The 18,092-nt window shown below is 73.1% G+C and carries 16 protein-coding genes; 11 read left to right on the top strand and 5 right to left on the bottom strand.

Annotated features, from left to right (window positions below; all coding sequences use genetic code 11):
- Window positions 1–147 precede the first annotated feature (147 nt).
- Complete coding sequence (locus AMK22_RS22695) at window positions 148–1,008, bottom strand: 3-hydroxybutyryl-CoA dehydrogenase (RefSeq protein WP_073787772.1); 861 nt, start codon at window positions 1,006–1,008, stop codon at window positions 148–150.
- A gap of 249 nt (window positions 1,009–1,257) precedes the next feature.
- Here AMK22_RS22695 and AMK22_RS22690 point away from each other — a divergent pair, with 249 nt between their 5' ends.
- Window positions 1,258–2,571 carry a glycoside hydrolase family 10 protein gene (locus AMK22_RS22690; protein WP_199883298.1) on the top strand — a complete coding sequence of 438 codons (1,314 nt, stop codon included), beginning with the start codon at window positions 1,258–1,260 and terminating at the stop codon, window positions 2,569–2,571.
- 97 nt (window positions 2,572–2,668) lie between these two features.
- Here the strand turns inward: AMK22_RS22690 and AMK22_RS22685 are convergent, their stop codons facing one another.
- Together AMK22_RS22685 and AMK22_RS22680 are read right to left on the bottom strand one after the other, a co-directional pair.
- On the bottom strand, window positions 2,669–2,881 hold the full coding sequence (locus tag AMK22_RS22685) for a DUF1918 domain-containing protein (RefSeq protein WP_073787768.1): 213 nt from the start codon (window positions 2,879–2,881) through the stop codon (window positions 2,669–2,671).
- A gap of 229 nt (window positions 2,882–3,110) precedes the next feature.
- On the bottom strand, window positions 3,111–4,058 hold the full coding sequence (locus AMK22_RS22680; protein WP_073787767.1) for a DMT family transporter: 948 nt from the start codon (window positions 4,056–4,058) through the stop codon (window positions 3,111–3,113).
- Between AMK22_RS22680 and AMK22_RS22675 the strand changes: the two genes are divergently transcribed.
- Entirely contained in the window at window positions 4,057–5,571 is a 1,515-nt protein-coding gene (locus tag AMK22_RS22675) for an aminotransferase-like domain-containing protein (RefSeq protein WP_073787766.1), read from the top strand. The genes AMK22_RS22680 and AMK22_RS22675 overlap by 2 nt on opposite strands.
- A gap of 146 nt (window positions 5,572–5,717) precedes the next feature.
- The gene (locus tag AMK22_RS22670) at window positions 5,718–6,293 is read left to right on the top strand and encodes a histidine phosphatase family protein (protein ID WP_199883294.1); all 576 of its coding nucleotides are present in this window, start codon (window positions 5,718–5,720) and stop codon (window positions 6,291–6,293) included.
- 624 nt (window positions 6,294–6,917) lie between these two features.
- Here the strand turns inward: AMK22_RS22670 and AMK22_RS22665 are convergent.
- Complete coding sequence (locus AMK22_RS22665) at window positions 6,918–7,694, bottom strand: Clp protease N-terminal domain-containing protein (RefSeq protein ID WP_073787764.1); 777 nt, start codon at window positions 7,692–7,694, stop codon at window positions 6,918–6,920.
- A 186-nt stretch (window positions 7,695–7,880) separates the two neighbouring features.
- Complete coding sequence (locus AMK22_RS22660) at window positions 7,881–8,378, bottom strand: peptidylprolyl isomerase (protein WP_073787763.1); 498 nt, start codon at window positions 8,376–8,378, stop codon at window positions 7,881–7,883.
- Window positions 8,379–8,768: 390 nt separating this feature from the next.
- On the opposite strand from AMK22_RS22660, the gene AMK22_RS22655 reads away from it, so the two are divergent.
- From AMK22_RS22655 to AMK22_RS22620, 8 genes are all read left to right on the top strand, one after another.
- Window positions 8,769–10,130: a bifunctional o-acetylhomoserine/o-acetylserine sulfhydrylase gene (locus AMK22_RS22655; RefSeq protein WP_073787762.1), complete on the top strand. Its 1,362-nt coding sequence runs from the start codon at window positions 8,769–8,771 to the stop codon at window positions 10,128–10,130.
- Window positions 10,127–11,326 (top strand): homoserine O-acetyltransferase MetX, encoded by a 1,200-nt coding sequence (gene metX, locus AMK22_RS22650; RefSeq protein WP_199883297.1) that lies wholly within the window; start codon window positions 10,127–10,129, stop codon window positions 11,324–11,326. The genes AMK22_RS22655 and metX overlap by 4 nt, the downstream gene beginning before the upstream one ends.
- A 221-nt stretch (window positions 11,327–11,547) precedes the next feature.
- The gene (locus tag AMK22_RS22645; protein ID WP_073787760.1) at window positions 11,548–12,216 is read left to right on the top strand and encodes a HEAT repeat domain-containing protein; all 669 of its coding nucleotides are present in this window, start codon (window positions 11,548–11,550) and stop codon (window positions 12,214–12,216) included.
- 6 nt (window positions 12,217–12,222) lie between these two features.
- Window positions 12,223–13,236: a MerR family transcriptional regulator gene (locus AMK22_RS22640; protein ID WP_073787759.1), complete on the top strand. Its 1,014-nt coding sequence runs from the start codon at window positions 12,223–12,225 to the stop codon at window positions 13,234–13,236.
- A 571-nt stretch (window positions 13,237–13,807) separates the two neighbouring features.
- Window positions 13,808–14,836 (top strand): N-acetyl-gamma-glutamyl-phosphate reductase, encoded by a 1,029-nt coding sequence (gene argC, locus AMK22_RS22635; RefSeq protein ID WP_073787758.1) that lies wholly within the window; start codon window positions 13,808–13,810, stop codon window positions 14,834–14,836.
- Window positions 14,833–15,987 (top strand): bifunctional glutamate N-acetyltransferase/amino-acid acetyltransferase ArgJ, encoded by a 1,155-nt coding sequence (gene argJ / locus AMK22_RS22630; RefSeq protein ID WP_073787757.1) that lies wholly within the window; start codon window positions 14,833–14,835, stop codon window positions 15,985–15,987. Before argC ends, argJ begins: the two co-directional genes overlap by 4 nt.
- A complete protein-coding gene (gene argB, locus AMK22_RS22625) occupies window positions 15,984–16,898 on the top strand; it encodes an acetylglutamate kinase (RefSeq protein ID WP_073787756.1) in 915 nt (304 codons plus the stop codon). The genes argJ and argB overlap by 4 nt, the downstream gene beginning before the upstream one ends.
- Window positions 16,895–18,091 carry an acetylornithine transaminase gene (locus AMK22_RS22620; protein WP_073787754.1) on the top strand — a complete coding sequence of 399 codons (1,197 nt, stop codon included), beginning with the start codon at window positions 16,895–16,897 and terminating at the stop codon, window positions 18,089–18,091. Before argB ends, AMK22_RS22620 begins: the two co-directional genes overlap by 4 nt.
- Window position 18,092: the final 1 nt, after the last annotated feature.

The raw sequence follows: 18,092 nt of genomic DNA, 5'->3' as shown, positions 1-18,092 counted from the left end.
GCCCCTTCGTGCTCGCAGGGAGACGTGGGCGCGGGTGCGGCCCGCCCCGTCCGACGTCCTCGCGGGGCGCGACCCGGGACGGCGCGCGAACGCGAACGGGGCCGGACCGGGCGCACCGGTCCGGCCCCGAACAGGCGCGGTCGGGGATCAGGAGTACACGTAGAAGCCCGAACCGGTCTTGCGGCCGAGCCGCCCCGCGTCCACCATGCGCTGGAGCAGCGGGGGAGCGGCGTACAACGGCTCCTTGAACTCCGCGTACATCGAATCGGCGACCGATGCCACGGTGTCCAGCCCGATCAGGTCGGAGAGCTTGAGCGGCCCCATGGGGTGGGCGCAGCCGAGCTCCATGCCGTTGTCGATGTCCTCGCGGCTGGCGATCCCCGACTCGAACATACGGATCGCGGAGAGCAGGTACGGGATCAGCAGCGCGTTGACGACGAAGCCGGACCGGTCCTGGGCGCGGATCGGATGCTTGCCGAGGACGTCCTGCACCAGGGCCTCCGCACGCTTCACCGTCTCGTCGGACGTCGTCAGCGCGGGGATCAGCTCGACGAGCTTCTGCACCGGTGCCGGGTTGAAGAAGTGGATGCCGATGACCTGGTCGGGGCGGGAGGTCGCCACGGCCAGCTTCACCAGCGGGATGGAGGAGGTGTTCGAGGCCAGGATCGCGTCCGGCCGGGTCACCACCTGGTCGAGCACCTGGAAGATCTCGGTCTTGACCTGCTCGTTCTCCACGACGGCCTCGATGACGAGATCGCGGTCGGCGAACTCTCCGAGGTCGGTCGTGTAGGTCAGCCGGGCGAGTGTCTCGTCCCGTTCCTCCGGAGTGATCTTGCCGCGGTCGGCGGCCTTCGAGAGGGAGTTGTGGAGCCTGGTGCGGCCGATCTCCAGCGCCTCGCCGGTGGTCTCGGCCACCTTGACCTCGAGACCGCTGCGGGCGCACACCTCCGCGATGCCCGCGCCCATCTGGCCACAGCCCACCACTCCGACGCGTGAAATATCGGCCATAGAGTCCGTCACCTCGTGCCTTTCGCTGATCTCCGAGTCGCAGGTTCCCGTGTGAGTCCGGTGCCCGCCCCGACCCCCCGACGTTACTCCGCCGCCTACGGGTGATCGCGGGCCGGGGCGGGCATGCTCTGCCGTACGCCCGAGCACGGAGGCGACGGACACCGGCGCGGACCGACAGCGACGGCGCTTGCCGGCGATGTCGGTCACGACGAGGACGACGAGGGAGAGAGACGGCAGGTGCGAGACGAGATGCGGCAGATGGCCCGAAGAGGGTTTGTGACGGGAGCGGCCGGAGCGGTCGCCGGAGCGATGGGCGGGGCCGTCCTGGCGGGTGACGCCGTCGCGGCTCCCGCCCGGCAGGGGCCCGCCTCCCGGACGGTCGACGGCCCCGGGCGGGAGGGCGCGCCGCCGCACGGCGGCGGCCACCGGACCGCGCGGCGCGAACTGCGCGGTGTGTGGGTCGCCACCGTCGCCAACCTCGACTGGCCGTCGAAGCCCGGTCTGACGGCCGCCGCGCAGCGCGCGGAACTGATCGACCACCTGGACGAGGCCGTCGACCGGCGGCTGAACGCCGTGATGCTCCAGGTCCGGCCGACCGCCGACGCCCTGTGGCCCTCGCCGTACGAGCCGTGGGCCCAGTACCTCACCGGCGTCCAGGGCAAGGACCCCGGCTGGGACCCGCTGGGCACCGCCGTGCGCGAGGCCCACGACCGGGGGCTGGAACTGCACGCCTGGTTCAACCCGTACCGGGTCGCCAACCACACCGACCCGTCCCGGCTGGCCGCGGCCCACCCCGCCAGGCTGCACCCCGACTGGGTCCTGCCGTACGGCGGGAAGCTCTACTACAACCCGGGCCTCCCCGAGGTCCGCCGCTTCGTCCAGGACGCGATGCTGGACGCGGTGCGCCGCTACGACGTCGACGCCGTGCACTGGGACGACTACTTCTACCCGTACCCGGTGGCCGGGCAGGAGTTCGCCGACGACGCCGCGTACGCGAAGTACGGTGCGGGGTTCCCCGACCGGGCCGCCTGGCGGCGCGACAACACCGACCGGCTCGTGCGCGAGACCGGCGAGCGGATCAAGAAGATCAAGAAGAACGTCCGGTTCGGCATCAGCCCGTTCGCGGTCTGGCGCAACGCCGCGACCGATCCGCGCGGCTCCGCCACGAGGGCGGGCGTGCAGACCTACGACGACCTGTACGCCGACACCCGCGGCTGGATCAAGAAGGGCTGGATCGACTACATCTGCCCGCAGGTCTACTGGAATCTGGGGTTCGCCGCCGCCGACTACGCCGAACTGGTGCCCTGGTGGAACGAGGTCGTGCGGGGCACGGGCGTCGATCTGTACATCGGCGAGGCGCTGTACAAGGCCGGTGATCCCGCCCAGCCGGCCGCCTGGCAGGACCCGGCCGAACTCTCCCGCCACCTCGACTTCGCCGCCGCCTGCGACCAGGTGCGCGGCCATGTCTACTTCTCGGGCAAGGACGTGGTCGAGGACCGGATCGGCGCGATGGCCCGCGTGGTGGGCGACCACTACCCGGGCCGGGTGCGCCCGCCCCGCTGAGGGAGCGGCGGAGCGGACGCGGGGACGGGGCGGGCGGCCGGGAGAACCGGTCCGTCCGCCCGTGGCCCGGGAGCGACGAGCGCCGCCGCGGAGGCCGCTACGGGCTCTCCGGTGTCCGCTTCCTGTCGGCGGTGTGCTGTACGACGCTGTCGGGACCGGGCGAAATCAGGTGCTCGTGTCCGTCCTCGGACCGGACGCGGAACGGGGGAGTGCCCCCGGCACCGAGCACTTCGAGGATCTCTGCGACCTTGTCGCGCTGCCCCACGGTCCTGCCGTGCGTCAGCAGCCGGTCGCCCGCGTGTGCCTCCATCGGGAGTGACCTCCTCACGGGTGGCGGTCCTTGTCGACAAGTCTATGACCGAAAAGTGACTTCGCCCGGTGGGGAAGCGGGGATCGCGGGCCGGACGCCGGGGCCGGGTTCGCGCGGGTGTGCCTCGCCGGGGCGCCGGGTGCGCGGCCTCGCCGCGGGTGGCAGGCGGGCGGCGAGGGGACTTCGTCACGGGGAAGGGGCCGGGGCGGTTCCTCGTCACGGGCCCTCGTCACGGTTCCTCGGCGCGGGGCCGGGCGCGCCCCGCGCGTTGGGTGACCGCGATGCAGACGAGGACCGCGACCGCCGCCACCGGCGCCGCCGCCGACACGTCCTCGCCGAGCAGGAAGAACGACCATCCCAGGGTCAGCAACGGCTGCGCGAGCTGGAGCTGGCTGGCCCGGGGCACGCCGATCTCCGCCATGCCCCGGTACCAGACGTACAGGCCGAGGAAGGTGGACCCGGCGGCCACCCAGACCAGTCCGATCACCCCGTGCGCGGTCATCCGCACCGGCTCCAGGGGCAGCGCCACCGCCGCCCCGGCCACCGCGAGCGGCAGCGAGAGGACGAGCGCCCAGCCGACCACCTGCCAGCCCGGCATGACCACGGCCAGCCTGCCCCCCTCCGTGTATCCCGCCGCGCAGACCAGCAGCGCGCCGAACAGGTACAGATCGCCGGCGGACAGCGCGCCGCCGCTCTGGCCCACGGTGAACCCGATCACCACGCCCGCCCCGGCGAGCGCCGCGAGCCAGAAGGCGCGGGGCGGCCGGATCCCGGTGCGGAGCGAGGAGAACACCGCGGTCGTCAGGGGGAGCAGCCCCACCACCACGGCGGCGTGGGAGGTCGTCGAGGTCTGCAGGGCCAGCGTGGTCAGCATCGGGAAGCCGATCACGACGCCCGCGGCCACGACGACGAGCCCGGCCCGGTGCGCGCGGTCCGGCGGTGGGACCCGCCCCGCCAGCAGGAACCCGCCCGCGATCAGCGCGGCGAGCACGGCGCGCAGGGCCACCAGGGACCAGGGTGCGAAGCTCTCCAGGCCCCAGACGGTGGACGGGAAGGTCAGCGAGAAGGCGGCGACGCCGAGGCAGGCGAGAACCACCCCGCCGCGGTTCGACGTGGTGGTTCCCGCCACATCGACCGCTATCGTCCTGCTTTTGGTAGCGCTATCCTCGACTCTCATGCACGAGCCTAGCAGCGTGGCCCAACTGGCGGATTCCCTCCGGAGCGAACTCGACCGCTACCCAGCAGATGGAAAGCTGCCGTCCAGTCGGGCTCTCGTCGAGCGCTTCCGGGTCAGCCCCGTGACCGTCTCCCGGGCCATCGCCCGGCTCGCCGCCGAGGGCCTCGTCGTCACCCGGCCCGGCGCCGGCGTCTTCCGGGCCCGCCCCCGTACGGACACGCCCCCACCGGGCGACACCTCCTGGCAGGAGGTCTCCCTCAGCGGTGACGGCGGCCCCGAGGCGGTGCCGCGCACCGTCGACGCCTCCGGTGTCCTGGTCACGCTCGCCGCGCCCCCGGCCGGTGTCATCGAGCTGAACGGCGGCTACCTCCACTCCTCGCTCCAGCCGGAACGGGCGCTCGCCGCCGCACTCGCCAGGGCCGGCCGCCGCCCGGGTGCCTGGGACCGCCCGCCCATCGACGGGCTGCCCGAACTGCGGGCCTGGTTCGCCCGGGACATCGGGCCCGCGCTCGGTGCCGCCGACGTGCTGATCACCGCGGGCGGCCAGAGCGCGCTGGCCGTCGCGCTGCGGGCGCTCGCCCCCTCGGGGGCTCCGGTGCTGGTCGAATCGCCCACCTATCCCGGCATGCTCGCCGCCGCCCGGGCCACCGGACTGCGCCCGGTGCCGGTGCCCGTGGACACCGGCGGAGTGCGTCCGGAGCTGCTCGCCGCCGCGTTCCGGGCCACCGGCGCGCGGGTCTTCGTCTGCCAGCCGCTCTTCCGGAACCCGACGGGCGCGGTCCTCGCCCCCGAACGGCGCGGCGAGGTCCTGCGCATCGCCCGGGCGGCGGGGGCGTTCGTCGTCGAGGACGACTTCGCCCGGTGCCTGGTGCACGACGACGCCGGTCCGCTGCCCCCGCCGCTGGCCGCCGACGACCCCGACGGTGTGGTCGTCCATGTCCGTTCCCTCACCAAGGTCACCTCGCCCAGCCTGCGGGTGGGCGCGCTCGCCGCCCGAGGTCCGGTGCTCGCCAGGCTGCGCGCCATCCAGGTCGTCGACAGCTTCTTCGTGCCCCGGCCGCTCCAGGAGGCCGCGCTCGAACTGGTGGGATCCCCGGCATGGGGGCGCCATCTGCGCTCCGTGTCGGCCGAGTTGAGGAACCGGCGCAACATCATGACGGCGGCCCTGCGGCTCGACCTGCCGGCCCTCGCGCTCCCGCACGTCCCCTCGGGCGGCGGCAGTCTGTGGCTGCGCCTGCCCGGGACGGGGGCGGGCACCGACGAGTCCGCGGTGGTCTCGGCGGCGCTGCGCGCGGGCGTGGCCGTCGCGCCCGGCCGCCCGTACTTCTGCGCCGAACCCCCTTCCCCGCACATCCGGTTGAGCTTCGCCGCGGTCGCCGGCCCGGCCGAGATCGTCGAGGGCGTCCGCCGACTGCGCACGGCCTGCGAAGAGACCTTGGGGATGCTGCCGGCCGGATCCGGGGACGGATGTCCGGCGGAGGAGCCGACGGAACCGGGCGGGAGGACGCGGTAGGGGCCGCGAGGCCGTCCGCGGGGCGCGGGGCATGCCGGGCCCGTCGACGGAGCGGCGCACCGCACGGGGACCGCGTTCCCGAACCTTCGTAAAGGCTTGCGATTACCCCCTTGACCCGGGTGGCGTTCGGCTCCACGATCGCCGCCATGACTGTGCGAGTCTCGCTCGTCGCCGCGGCCCGCAGTTCCGCGCCGCTCGCCGAGCGCTTCGACGAGGACCGGCCGCTCGACCCCACCGGGTGGCACGAAGTGCGGATCGCCGCGCACGCCCTGGCACCCCTGGGCGCCGCCGAACTGCGCTACTGCTCGCCCACCGCGCGCAGCCGCGCCACCGGTCGGGCGCTCGGCTACGCACCGCTCGTCCAGCCCGCGCTGCGCGACTGCGACATGGGGCGCTGGCGCGGCTGCACCCTGGCCGACGTCGCCGCCTGCGAGCCCGCCGCCGTCGACGCCTGGCTCGCCGACCCGCGCTCCGCCCCGCACGGCGGCGAACCGCTGCTCGCCTTCATCTCCCGGATCGGGAGCTGGCTGGACACCCGGCCCGCGTGCGAGGGCGCCATCGTGGCCGTCGCGGAACCCGCCGTCGTCCGGGCCGCGCTCGTCCACGCCCTCATGGCCCCACCGTCGACGTACTGGAACGTCGACGTGCGCCCGCTGTCGACGGTCACGCTCTCCGGTGGGCCGGGGCGTTGGAGCCTGCGGCTCGAAGCGGGAGCCCACTGACCGGCCGTCGTCGGCGCCCGCGTTCGTTCCCCGTGCGCGGCGTCGTGCGGGGAGCGGACGCGGTGCGGCGTCCCCGGCCGCACGCGTACGGCCGGGACGCCGTCCCTAGTGCCGCTCCCGGCAACGTTTGCCCCGTCGCACCGCCCGGCACGCACTCCCCCAAGGCCTTAAGGGCCAGGGGGGACCCCCTTCGGCGTTGGCCGAAAGCCCACGTAGCCCTTCCCCAAGCTCTCGACTTCGTTCGAGCAGGGGAGACCCCATCCGAGGGCTTTCGGCCGCCTTGCGATCGCACGCACCGGACGCCGCTCCTTCCGGGCAAANGTCCCCGGCCGCACGCGTACGGCCGGGACGCCGTCCCTAGTGCCGCTCCCGGCAACGTTTGCCCCGTCGCACCGCCCGGCACGCACTCCCCCAAGGCCTTAAGGGCCAGGGGGGACCCCCTTCGGCGTTGGCCGAAAGCCCACGTAGCCCTTCCCCAAGCTCTCGACTTCGTTCGAGCAGGGGAGACCCCATCCGAGGGCTTTCGGCCGCCTTGCGATCGCACGCACCGGACGCCGCTCCTTCCGGGCAAACCTTGCCGGTCACGGCACTGGTGCCGCTCCCGGCACTAGCGGGGCGGTTCGGTCAGCCCTCCTTGTCGTCCTCGTCCTTGTCCTCGTCCTCGCCCTTGTTCGGGGGGTCGGAGAGGAACGTGAGGGCCTCGGCGATGGCCGTCTCGGCGGCCGACTTGTCGATACCGAGACCCGACAGCACGCCCGCGCCGTCCTCCTGCTCCAGCAGGGCGAGCAGGATGTGCTCGGTGCCGACGTAGTTGTGCCCCATGCGCAGCGCCTCGCGGAACGTGAGTTCCAGCGCCTTGCGGGCCCCGGCGTCGTACGGGATCAGGTCCGGCACCTCGCCCGCGGCGGCGGGCAGGGTCTCGGTCGCGGCCCGGCGGATCGCGTCCGGAGTGATGCCCTGGGCCTTGACGAAGGCGATGCCCAGCCCCTCCGGCTCGCTGAGCAGCCCCAGCACCAGGTGTGCGGTGCGCACCTGGTCGTTGCCCGCCGCCCGGGCCTCGTTCTGCGCGGCCATGACGACGTTCTTGGCCCGCGGGGTGAAGCGGCCGAAGCCCTGGCTCGGGTCGAGGTCCGACGGTTCGCCGGGGTCCTTGGCGACGAAGCGCTTCTGGGCCGCCTGCCTGGTCACGCCCATGCTCTTGCCGATCTCGGTCCAGGAGGCGCCCGAGCGCCGGGCCTGGTCCACGAAGTGGCCGATCAGGTGGTCGGCCACGTCGCCGAGGTGGTCCGCGGCGATGACGGCGTCGGAGAGCTGGTCGAGGGCGTCGGTGTGGGTCTTCTTGATGGCCTCGATCAGGTCGTCGAGGCGCACGGGATGGGTCATGCGTACGGGATTCACCATGCGTCAACCGTAGGTTGACAGTCGGGGGGTGTCAACCGCGAGTTGACAGTGGAGATGCCGGGAATGACGGAGCGCGCCGCCCGACGGGGCCCGTCGGACGGCGCGCTCGTTCAGAGGTCGCGCATGCGTTCTGTCATGCGGTCGTGCAAAGGGTGCGTACGCCGCGCGCGAGGGCGCGGGCGCGGGTCAGAGGACGCCGCTGTCCGCGATGGTGATCTTCGCCTGGGGGCGGCCGCTCTGCGTGCCGAGGGCCTCGATCTTCTTGACGAGGTCCATGCTCTCCTCGTTGTCGACCTCGCCGAACACCACGTGCTTGCCGTCCAGCCACGACGTCACGATGGTCGTGATGAAGAACTGGGAGCCGTTGGAGTCGGGGCCGCTGTTGGCCATGGACAGCAGGCCGGGCTTGGAGTGCGTCAGCTTGAAGTTCTCGTCGGGGAACTTCGCCCCGTAGATGCTCTTGCCGCCCGTGCCGTTGCCCGCGGTGAAGTCGCCGCCCTGGAGCATGAATTCGGGGATGATCCGGTGGAAGGACGATCCCTTGTAACCGAAGCCCTTCTCGCCGGTCGCCAGCGCGCGGAAGTTCTCCGCGGTCCTGGGAACGACGTCGTCGAACAGTTTGAACGTGATCCGCCCGGCGGGCTCGTCGTTGATGGTGATGTCGAAGTAGACCTTGCTCGTCATGGAACCATCCTGACATCGACGCGTCCGGGGGCGCCCGGCGGGAGCGGTTGCACGCCACCGGGGCGCCCCGTCATCCGCGGCGCGGAAGCGGATCGCCCCGGTTGTCCGCACTGCGGAAGGCGGTGGTGCGCGCTGTCCGACTGTGGTTACCCTGGGCGCATGATCGTGCTCGTGACCCGCCGCCACGTGGACTACGCGCGTGTCACGACCATGAGTTGTCCCACCGCCCGCTGACGCGGCCCCGTGGTGGCACATCCCGCGCCGTAGCCGCGCACACCCCCGCGTACGCCCTCCGCACGGAGCCCCCGTACGCCTGCTTCCTGCACCCCGCCGCTCACACCGGCACCACCCCGCCCGCCGCCGGGCATCGCACGTGTACCGAGGAGAAGCATGAGCCAGCCGATCGACGCCGACACCGCCGGCCACACCCCCGAGGACGAGCCGACCGGATCCGCCACCCCCGGCTGGTCGTTCGAGACCAGGCAGCTGCACGCCGGCGCCGTCCCCGACCCGACCACCGGCGCCCGGGCGGTCCCGATCTACCAGACGAGCTCGTTCGTCTTCCGCGACACCCAGCACGCGGCCGACCTCTTCTCGCTCGCCGAGCCCGGAAACATCTACACCCGCATCCACAACCCCACCACGGACGTCTTCGAGCAGCGGATCGCCGACCTCGAAGGCGGCGTCGCCGCCGTGGCCCTCTCCTCCGGGCAGGCCGCGGAGACCCTCGCCGTCCTCAACGTGGCCGGGGCCGGCGACCACATCGTCTCCAGCGCCGCGCTCTACGGCGGCACGTACAACCTCTTCCGGCACACCCTGCGGAAGTTCGGCATCGAGGTGTCCTTCGTCGAGGACCCGGACGACCTCGACGCCTGGCGGGCCGCCATCCGGCCCGGCACCAAGGCCCTGTTCGCGGAGACCCTCGGCAACCCGCGCGGCAACGTCCTCGACGTCCGCGCCCTCGCCGACATCGCGCACGGGGCCGGGCTCCCGCTGATCGTCGACAACACCGTGCCCACCCCCTTCCTCCTGCGTCCCATCGAGCACGGCGCCGACGTCGTCGTCCACTCGGCGACCAAGTTCCTCGGCGGTCACGGCACCACCATCGGCGGCGTCGTCGTCGACGCCGGGACCTTCGACTTCGGCGCGCACCCCGAGCGCTTCCCCGACTTCAACGAGCCCGACCCCAGCTACCACGGGCTGCGCTACTGGCCCGCCCTCGGCCCCGGCGCGTACGCCATCAAGCTGCGGGTCCAGCTGCTGCGCGACCTCGGACCGGCCATCGCGCCGCACTCCGCCTTCCTGCTCCTGCAGGGCGTGGAGACGCTGAGCCTGCGCATGGAGCGCCACTCGTCCAACGCCCAGGCGCTGGCGGAATGGCTGGAGCAGCGCGACGAGGTCGCGGCCGTCCACTACGCCGGGCTGCCGTCCAACCGCTGGTACGAGGCCGGGCGCCGCTACCTGCCGCGCGGCGCCGGGGCCGTGCTCTCCTTCGAGCTGCGCGGCGGCGTCGAGGCGGGCAAGCGTTTCGTGGACGCCGTCGAACTCTTCAGCCACCTCGCCAACATCGGTGACGTGCGCAGCCTCATCATCCACCCCGCGTCCACCACCCACGGCCAGCTCGACGACGCGCAGCTCGCCGCCACCGGCACCTCGCCGGGCCTGCTGCGTCTGTCGGTCGGCATCGAGAACCTGGACGACCTCAAGGCGGACCTGGAGGCCGGCTTCCGCGCCGCGAAGGAGGCGTCCTGAACACCGCCGACCACCCCGCCGACGGGACCACCCCGAGGGCGATCCCGCCTCCTGCCACCGGCGCGTGGCAGGAGGGGGACCCCCCGGGGCGCCGCAGCTGGTACCACCGTCCGGGGGCCCTGCCGTTGGAGGGCGGCGGCCGGCTCCCGGACGTACGGCTGGCGTACGAGACGTGGGGGCGGCTCGCGCCCGACCGCTCCAACGCGGTCCTCGTCCTGCACGCGCTCACCGGCGACAGCCATGTCGCCGGACCGGTCGGGCCCGGCCACCCCAGCCCCGGCTGGTGGGACGCGCTGATCGGGCCGGGCCGGGCGCTCGACACGGACCATTGGTTCGTGGTGGCGCCGAACGTCCTGGGCGGCTGCCAGGGAAGTACGGGCCCGGCCTCGCCGCGCCCCGACGGCCGTCGCTGGGGCGGGTCGTTCCCCCGGCTCACCCAGCGCGACCAGGTGCTCGCGGAGGCCGGGCTCGCCGACGCGCTGGGCATCGACCGCTGGGCCCTCGTGCTCGGCGGCTCCATGGGCGGGATGCGGGCGGTGGAGTGGGCCGTGTCCCGCCCGGAGCGCGTCGCGTCGCTGCTGCTGCTGGCCACGACGGCGGTGGCGAGCGCGGACCAGATCGCCTGGGCCACCGCCCAGCTCCACGCGATCCGCGCCGACCCCAACTGGCGGGGCGGCGACTACCACGACGCAGGACCGGGGCAGGGGCCGCACGCGGGCCTCGGCGTCGCCCGCCGCATCGCCCACATCACCTACCGCGGGGCCGAGGAACTCGACGCCCGCTTCGGCAACCGTGCCCAGGACGGGGAGGACCCCTCGCTGGGCGGCCGTTACCAGGTCGAGTCCTACCTCGACCATCACGCCGCCAAGCTCGTCCGGCGCTTCGACGCGGCCAGTTACGCCGTGCTCGCCGAGGCGATGAACGCCCACGACGTGGGCAGGGGCCGCGGCGGCACGCGAGCCGCCCTCGCCCGGGTGACGGCGCGGACCCTGGTCGCGGGGGTCGACTCCGACCGCCTCTACCCGCTGTCGCAGCAGGAGGAGCTGGCCGCCGGGATCCCCTCGGCCGGCCGGGCCCGGGTGGTCGCCTCGCCGTACGGCCACGACGGATTCCTCATCGAGACGCCGCAGATAGCCGCGCTGGTGCGGGAACTCCTGGACGACGTACGGGACACGGCCGCCGTTCAGGCCGGGTGAGCGCCGCCGCCGGGGGACCACCGTCCTGGTGTCTCCCGGCGGCAGCCGGGCCCGTCGGCGATCCGGGCCGTCGGCAACCCGGTCGGTAGCCCGGACCGTCGGCCCGAGCCCTCGGCCCGTGCCCCCGCTCACACCGGTCCCTGCTTTGACCTTGACCCGGTCCCTGCTTTGACCTTGACACGGTGACAGGGTCTTCACTGCTTGCCGAGGAGGTGGTCTCGATGACAGTCACGAGACGGGACACGGACACGGTACGAGCGCTTCGGGAGTTGGAGGACGGCCGTTCGTCCGTGCGGCTGAGGGCTGCTCTGGCGGTCGGCAGCACGCCCGACCCGCGCTTCGTCGACAAGCTGGTCGAGCGATGCGCGATCGAGCCGGAGTTCTTCGTCCGCGACATGCTGACCTGGGCGCTCACCCGCCACCCGGTGTCCGTGACGCTTCCCGAGCTGCTCCGTGAAGTCCGCTCGGAGCGTGCGCAGGCGCGGAGCCAGGCGCTGCACACACTGTCCAAGATCGGGGACCGGCGGGCGTGGCCGGCGATCACCGCCACGCTCCTGGCCGACGCCGACGACGAGGTGGCGCGGAGCGCCTGGCGGGCCGCGGTCGTGCTCGTGCCCGAGGGCGAGGAGTCCGCGCTGGCCACGGCTTTGGCGACGCAGCTCGGGCGCGGCGGGCGGGAGACGCAGCTGAGTCTCAGCCGGGCACTGGTCGCACTGGGCGAAGCGATCGTGCCGGCTCTGCGTACCGCGACGACGGCCCCTGCCCCGAGCATCCGTGCGCACGCGCTCGCCACACGACGGCTGCTGCGCGACCCGGACGCCGGATTCGAGTTCGCGATCGAGGAGGCGAAGCGCATCGTGGTACTCGGCGGATCCGACCAGGAGGGCTGACAGGACGTGTTGATCGGTGAGGTGGCGCGGCGGTCCGGGGTCAGCGCCCGCATGCTCCGGCATTACGAGTCGCTCGGTCTGGTGCGTCCTTCGGGCCGCAGCGGCTCCGGCTACCGGGAGTACTCCGGGGAGGACGTCCGGCGGATCTTCCACATCGAGAGCCTGCGGTCGCTGGGGCTGTCGCTGCGCGAGATCGGACGCGCGCTCGACGACCCCGGCTTCACGCCCTCGGCACTCGTCGACGACCTCATCCGTCAAACGCGCGAGCGGGTCGCGGCGGAGACCGAGCTGCTCACGCGGCTGCGCCGGATCGATGCCGCGGACCCCGCCGACTGGACGGACGTCCTCAAGGTCGTCGCGCTCCTCCAGGCGCTGCGGTCCAAGAGCGCCGACGCGCGCCAGCGCGCGGCCCTTTCCTCGGTCGACGAGGTTCCGGTGCCGGTGGAGGCCCTGGTCGAGGCGGTGCTCAGCGAGACGGTGCCGAACGTCGCCGGGGCCCTTCGATGGGCGCTGGCGCGATCGGGCGGCCGCGGCCCGGCACTGCTGGCGGAGGGCCTCGGCTCACCGGTGGCCGTGGTGCGGGAACGTGCCGTTCAGGCCCTCGCCGAGATGCCCGGTGGTGAGGCCGCCGCGCTGCTGCGGGACGCCCTCGCGGACCCCGACGCCGTGGTCCGCGGGCATGCGGCCCTGGCGCTCGGGGCACGTGGTGCGGCCGAGACGGTCCCGACGCTCATCGACATGATCGTGGAGGGAAGGAACGACACCGATGCGGCCGATGCGCTGAGCGTGCTGGCGAGCGACACCGCGACGGCGGACCGGATCGCGAGCGGGCTCGTCGACCGCCTCGCCCATGACGCCACCGAGGCGCCCGCACGCGGACGGCTGACGCAGGCGCTGGCGGGCATCCCCGGGACGCGGGCGTCACATGCCCTCGTGGAACTGTCGCACGACGCGGAGCCCGCCGTCGCGCTGACCGCGGCGTACCTTCTTCGGCGTGGTCGGGCAGCCGGAGACCGGTGATGGTCTCCGGCCGCCCGACCACGGCCGGTCGGCGGATCCCGAGGGGGATGGTCGGCGGACGACACCACGCCCGGCGCCCGGCGGGAACGCATTGCCGCGGGTGAGAGCTTCGGCCGTCGACCGAGCATCAGGGTCCGCCACGGGGCGTGCTCGTCCGCCATCAACGACTCCCGGTGACGGACCTGCGGCCTTTCGGAGGCGGTGACAGCGCGGGCGGGGCTGGGCCGGGCCCCTGTTGGAGCCTGTTCGCGCCGCCTCGACACCCGATGGTCGTTCTCTGCGGCCACCCGCGCCCGTTTCGCGTGGCGGGTCGGCCTCGGCTCTTGACGACCTCGGCGATCCGCAGGGCGGCCCGGGCGGGCGTGAGGTGCGCGGTGTCGACCAGGATCGGGTGTCGCCCGTCTCGAAACGTCGCGCCCGCGGCTCAGCCGCAACGCTCGGAGGGACCGACCCGCGCGCCGAAGGGTCGGACCGGCCGCTCGGTCCCGTGCGGCCACGCGGCGCACAATGAGGGTCATTGCATAAAAGTGCAAGGGTGCGTATAGTCATGCCATCGACGAGGAGGGTTTCGATGGTGGTACGTGCAGCGGTGGCAGGGGCGAGCGGATACGCCGGCGGGGAGCTGCTCCGCCTCCTGCTGGCCCACCCCGAGGTCGAGATCGGGGCCCTCACCGCCCATTCCAACGCGGGGCAGCGGCTCGGCGCGCTGCAGCCGCATCTGCGGCCGCTCGCCGACCGGGTGCTGGAGGCGACCACGCCCGAGGTGCTCGCCGGGCACGACGTCGTCTTCCTCGCCCTGCCGCACGGCCAGTCCGCCGCCGTCGCCGAACAGCTCGGTGACGAGGTGCTCGTCGTCGACATGGGCGCCGACTTCCGGCTCGCGGACGCCGCGGCCTGGGAGGAGTTCTACGGCTCGCCGCACGCCGGTACGTGGCCGTACGGTCTGCCCGAACTGCCGGGCGGGCGTGCGGAGTTGGCCGGGTCCAAGCGAGTCGCGGTGCCCGGCTGCTACCCGACGGCCGTCTCGCTGGCGCTCTTTCCGGCGTACGCGGCCCAGCTGGCCGAGCCCGAGGCCGTGGTCGTTGCCGCGTCCGGCACCTCCGGGGCGGGCAAGGCGGCCAAGCCGCACCTGCTGGGTTCCGAGGTGATGGGCAACATGTCCCCGTACGGCGTCGGCGGGGTCCACCGGCACACCCCCGAGATGGTGCAGAACCTCAGCGCGGCGGCCGGGGAGCCGGTCACCGTCTCCTTCACCCCGACCCTGGCGCCGATGCCCCGGGGCATCCTCGCCACATGCAGCGCGAAGGCGAGGCCGGGAGTGGGCGCCGAGGCAGTGCGCGACGCGTACGAGAAGGCGTTCGCCGACGAGCCGTTCGTCGAGCTGCTCCCCGAGGGGCAGTGGCCCGCCACCGCGTCCGTGTACGGCTCCAACGCCGTGCAGATCCAGGTCGCGTACGACGAGGCGGCGCACCGGATCGTCGTCGTCTCGGCCATCGACAACCTCGCCAAGGGCACTGCGGGCGGCGCCCTCCAGAGCATGAACATCGCCCTCGGACTTCCCGAGGACACAGGTCTCTCCACGATCGGAGTCGCACCGTGAGCGTCACGGCAGCACAGGGATTCTCGGCGGCGGGCATCGCCGCCGGGATCAAGGAAAGCGGAAACCCTGACCTGGCCCTCGTGGTCAACCACGGCCCGCGTCGCGCCGCCGCGGGCGTCTTCACCTCCAACCGCGTCAAGGCCGCCCCCGTCCTCTGGTCGCAGCAGGTGCTCAAGGGCGGCGAGGTCGGCGCCGTCGTCCTCAACTCCGGTGGCGCCAACGCCTGCACGGGCCCCAAGGGCTTCCAGGACACGCACGCCACCGCCGAGAAGGCCGCCGAGGTCCTGCCCGGCCACAGCGCGGGCGAGATCGCGGTCGCCTCGACCGGGCTGATCGGCACCCTGCTCCCGATGGACAAGCTGCTGCCCGGCATCGAGAAGGCCGCCGCCGCCCTCAGCGAGCACGGCGGCGAGAAGGCCGCCATCGCGATCAAGACCACCGACACCGTCCACAAGACCGCCGTCGCGGGCGGCGAGGGCTGGACCGTCGGCGGCATGGCCAAGGGCGCGGGCATGCTCGCCCCCGGCCTCGCCACCATGCTGGTCGTCCTCACCACCGACGCCGACGTGGACGCCGCCGGGCTCGACTCCGCGCTGCGCGCCGCCACGCGCACCACCTTCGACCGGGTCGACTCCGACGGCTGCATGTCCACCAACGACACCGTGCTGCTGCTGGCCTCCGGCGCCAGCGGGACCACTCCGGACCAGGACGAGTTCGCCCAGGCCGTGCGCGCCGTCTGCGCCGACCTCGCCCGGCAGCTCATCGGCGACGCCGAGGGCGCCTCCAAGGACATCCGGATCGAGGTGATCAACGCCGCGACCGAGGACGACGCCGTCGAGGTGGGCCGCTCCATCGCCCGCAACAACCTCCTCAAGTGCGCCATCCACGGCGAGGACCCCAACTGGGGCCGGGTCCTCTCCGCGATCGGCACCACGAAGGCCGCCTTCGATCCCGACCAGCTGAACGTCGCCATCAACGGTGTCTGGGTCTGCAGGAACGGCAGCTTCGGCGAGGACCGTGACCTGGTCGACATGCGCTACCGGGAGGTCGCCGTCACCGCCGACCTGGCCGCCGGCACCGAGTCCGCCGTCATCTGGGCCAACGACCTCACCGCGGACTACGTCCACGAGAACAGCGCGTACAGCTCATGACCACGGCGCGGAAGCACACCGCACTCCCGAAGGCGCAGATCCTCATCGAGGCACTGCCCTGGCTGACCCGGCACCACGGCAGGACCGTCGTCATCAAGTTCGGCGGCAACGCCATGGTCGACGACGAGCTGAAGGCGGCCTTCGCCCAGGACGTCGTGTTCCTGCGCCAGGCCGGCCTCAAGCCCGTCGTGGTGCACGGCGGCGGTCCCCAGATCAGCGCCCAGCTCGACAAGCAGGGTCTGGCCAGCGAGTTCAAGGCCGGCCTGCGCGTCACCACGCCCGAGGCGATGGACGTCGTACGGATGGTGCTGGCCGGACAGGTCCAGCGCGAGCTGGTCGGGCTGCTCAACCGGCACGGCCCGCTCGCCGTCGGCCTGACCGGCGAGGACGCCCACACCATCACGGCCGTACGGCATCGCCCGGTCATCGACGGGGAACCCGTCGACATCGGCCGGGTCGGCGAGATCACCGCCATCGACACGGGCGCGATCCAGGCGCTGCTGGACGACGGCCGCATCCCCGTGGTCTCCTCCATCGCCCGTTCCGCCGACGACCACCACGTCTACAACGTCAACGCCGACACCGCCGCCGCCGCGCTCGCCGCCGCGCTGGGGGCCGAGACGCTGATGGTCCTCACCGACGTCGAGGGCCTGTACGAGGACTGGCCGAACAGCGACGACGTGATCAGCCGCCTCACCGCCACCGAGCTGGAGAAGCTGCTGCCCGAGCTGTCCAGCGGCATGGTGCCCAAGATGGAGGGGTGCCTGCACGCCGTACGGGGCGGCGTCGAGACCGCCCGGGTCATCGACGGCCGGGTCCAGCACTCGATCCTGCTGGAGATCTTCACCGACGAGGGAATCGGCACGATGGTCGTGCCCGACGAGGCACCCGACACCCAGGGGGAGTCATGAGCAACCAGGAGTACGCGCAGCGCTGGCAGCACGCGCTCATGGACAACTACGGCACCCCCCGGCTCTCCCTCGTCCGCGGCGAGGGGGCCAGGGTGTGGGACGCCGACGGCACCGAGTACCTCGACTTCGTCGGCGGCATCGCGGTCAACGCGCTGGGCCACGCCCATCCCGCCGTCGTCGAGGCCGTCTCCGCCCAGGTCGCCTCCCTCGGCCACGTCTCCAACCTCTACATCGCGCCGCAGCCCGTCGCCCTCGCCGAACGGCTGCTCCAGCTCTTCGGCCGCGACGGACGGGTCTACTTCGCGAACTCCGGCGCCGAGGCCAACGAGGCCGCCTTCAAGATCGGCCGGCTGACCGGCCGGACCCACATGGTCGCCACCGAGGGCGGCTTCCACGGCCGGACCACGGGGGCGCTCGCGCTCACCGGCCAGCCGGGGAAGCGCGAGCCGTTCCAGCCGCTGCCCGGCGACGTCACCCACGTCCCGTACGGGGACGCCGAGGCCCTGCGCGCCGCCGTCACCACCGACACCGCGCTGGTCGTCATCGAACCGATCCAGGGCGAGAACGGTGTGATCGTGCCGCCCCGGGGCTATCTGGAGGCCGCCCGGGAGATCACCCGGGCCACGGGGACCCTGCTCGCCCTCGACGAGGTGCAGACCGGCATCGGCCGCTGCGGCCACTGGTTCGAGCACCAGGCCCACCAGGGCGTGGAGCCCGATGTCGTCACCCTCGCCAAGGGGCTCGGCGGCGGGCTGCCGCTGGGCGCGACCGTCGCCTTCGGCCCGGCCGCCGAGCTGCTGAAGCCGGGCCACCACGGCTCGACTTTCGGCGGCAACCCGATCGCCTGTGCCGCCGGACTGGCCGTCCTGGACACCCTGGCGACCGACGGAGCCCTGGACCGGGTGAAGCGGCTCGGCGAGAGGATCCGGGACGGAGTGGAAGGTCTCGGGCACCCTCTGGTCTCCCACGTCCGCGGCTCCGGCCTGCTGCTGGGTATCGTGCTCACCGAGCCCCGCGCGCCCCAGGTGCAACAGGCGGCTCAGGGAGCCGGAATCCTGGTGAACGCCCCCGCCCCCGACGTCCTGCGGCTGATGCCGCCGCTGATCATCGGTGACGCCGAGGTGGAGGCGTTCCTCCGGGCACTTCCCGGCGCCCTCGACGCGGTACACGGGGACGGACGATCCGGAGAATGAG

Origin of the sequence: Streptomyces sp. CB01580, from assembly GCF_001905795.1 — a bacterium.
Classification (GTDB): domain Bacteria; phylum Actinomycetota; class Actinomycetes; order Streptomycetales; family Streptomycetaceae; genus Streptomyces.
The sequence above is the reverse complement of the archived record's forward strand: the minus strand, read 5'-3'. Positions and strand labels throughout refer to the sequence as shown.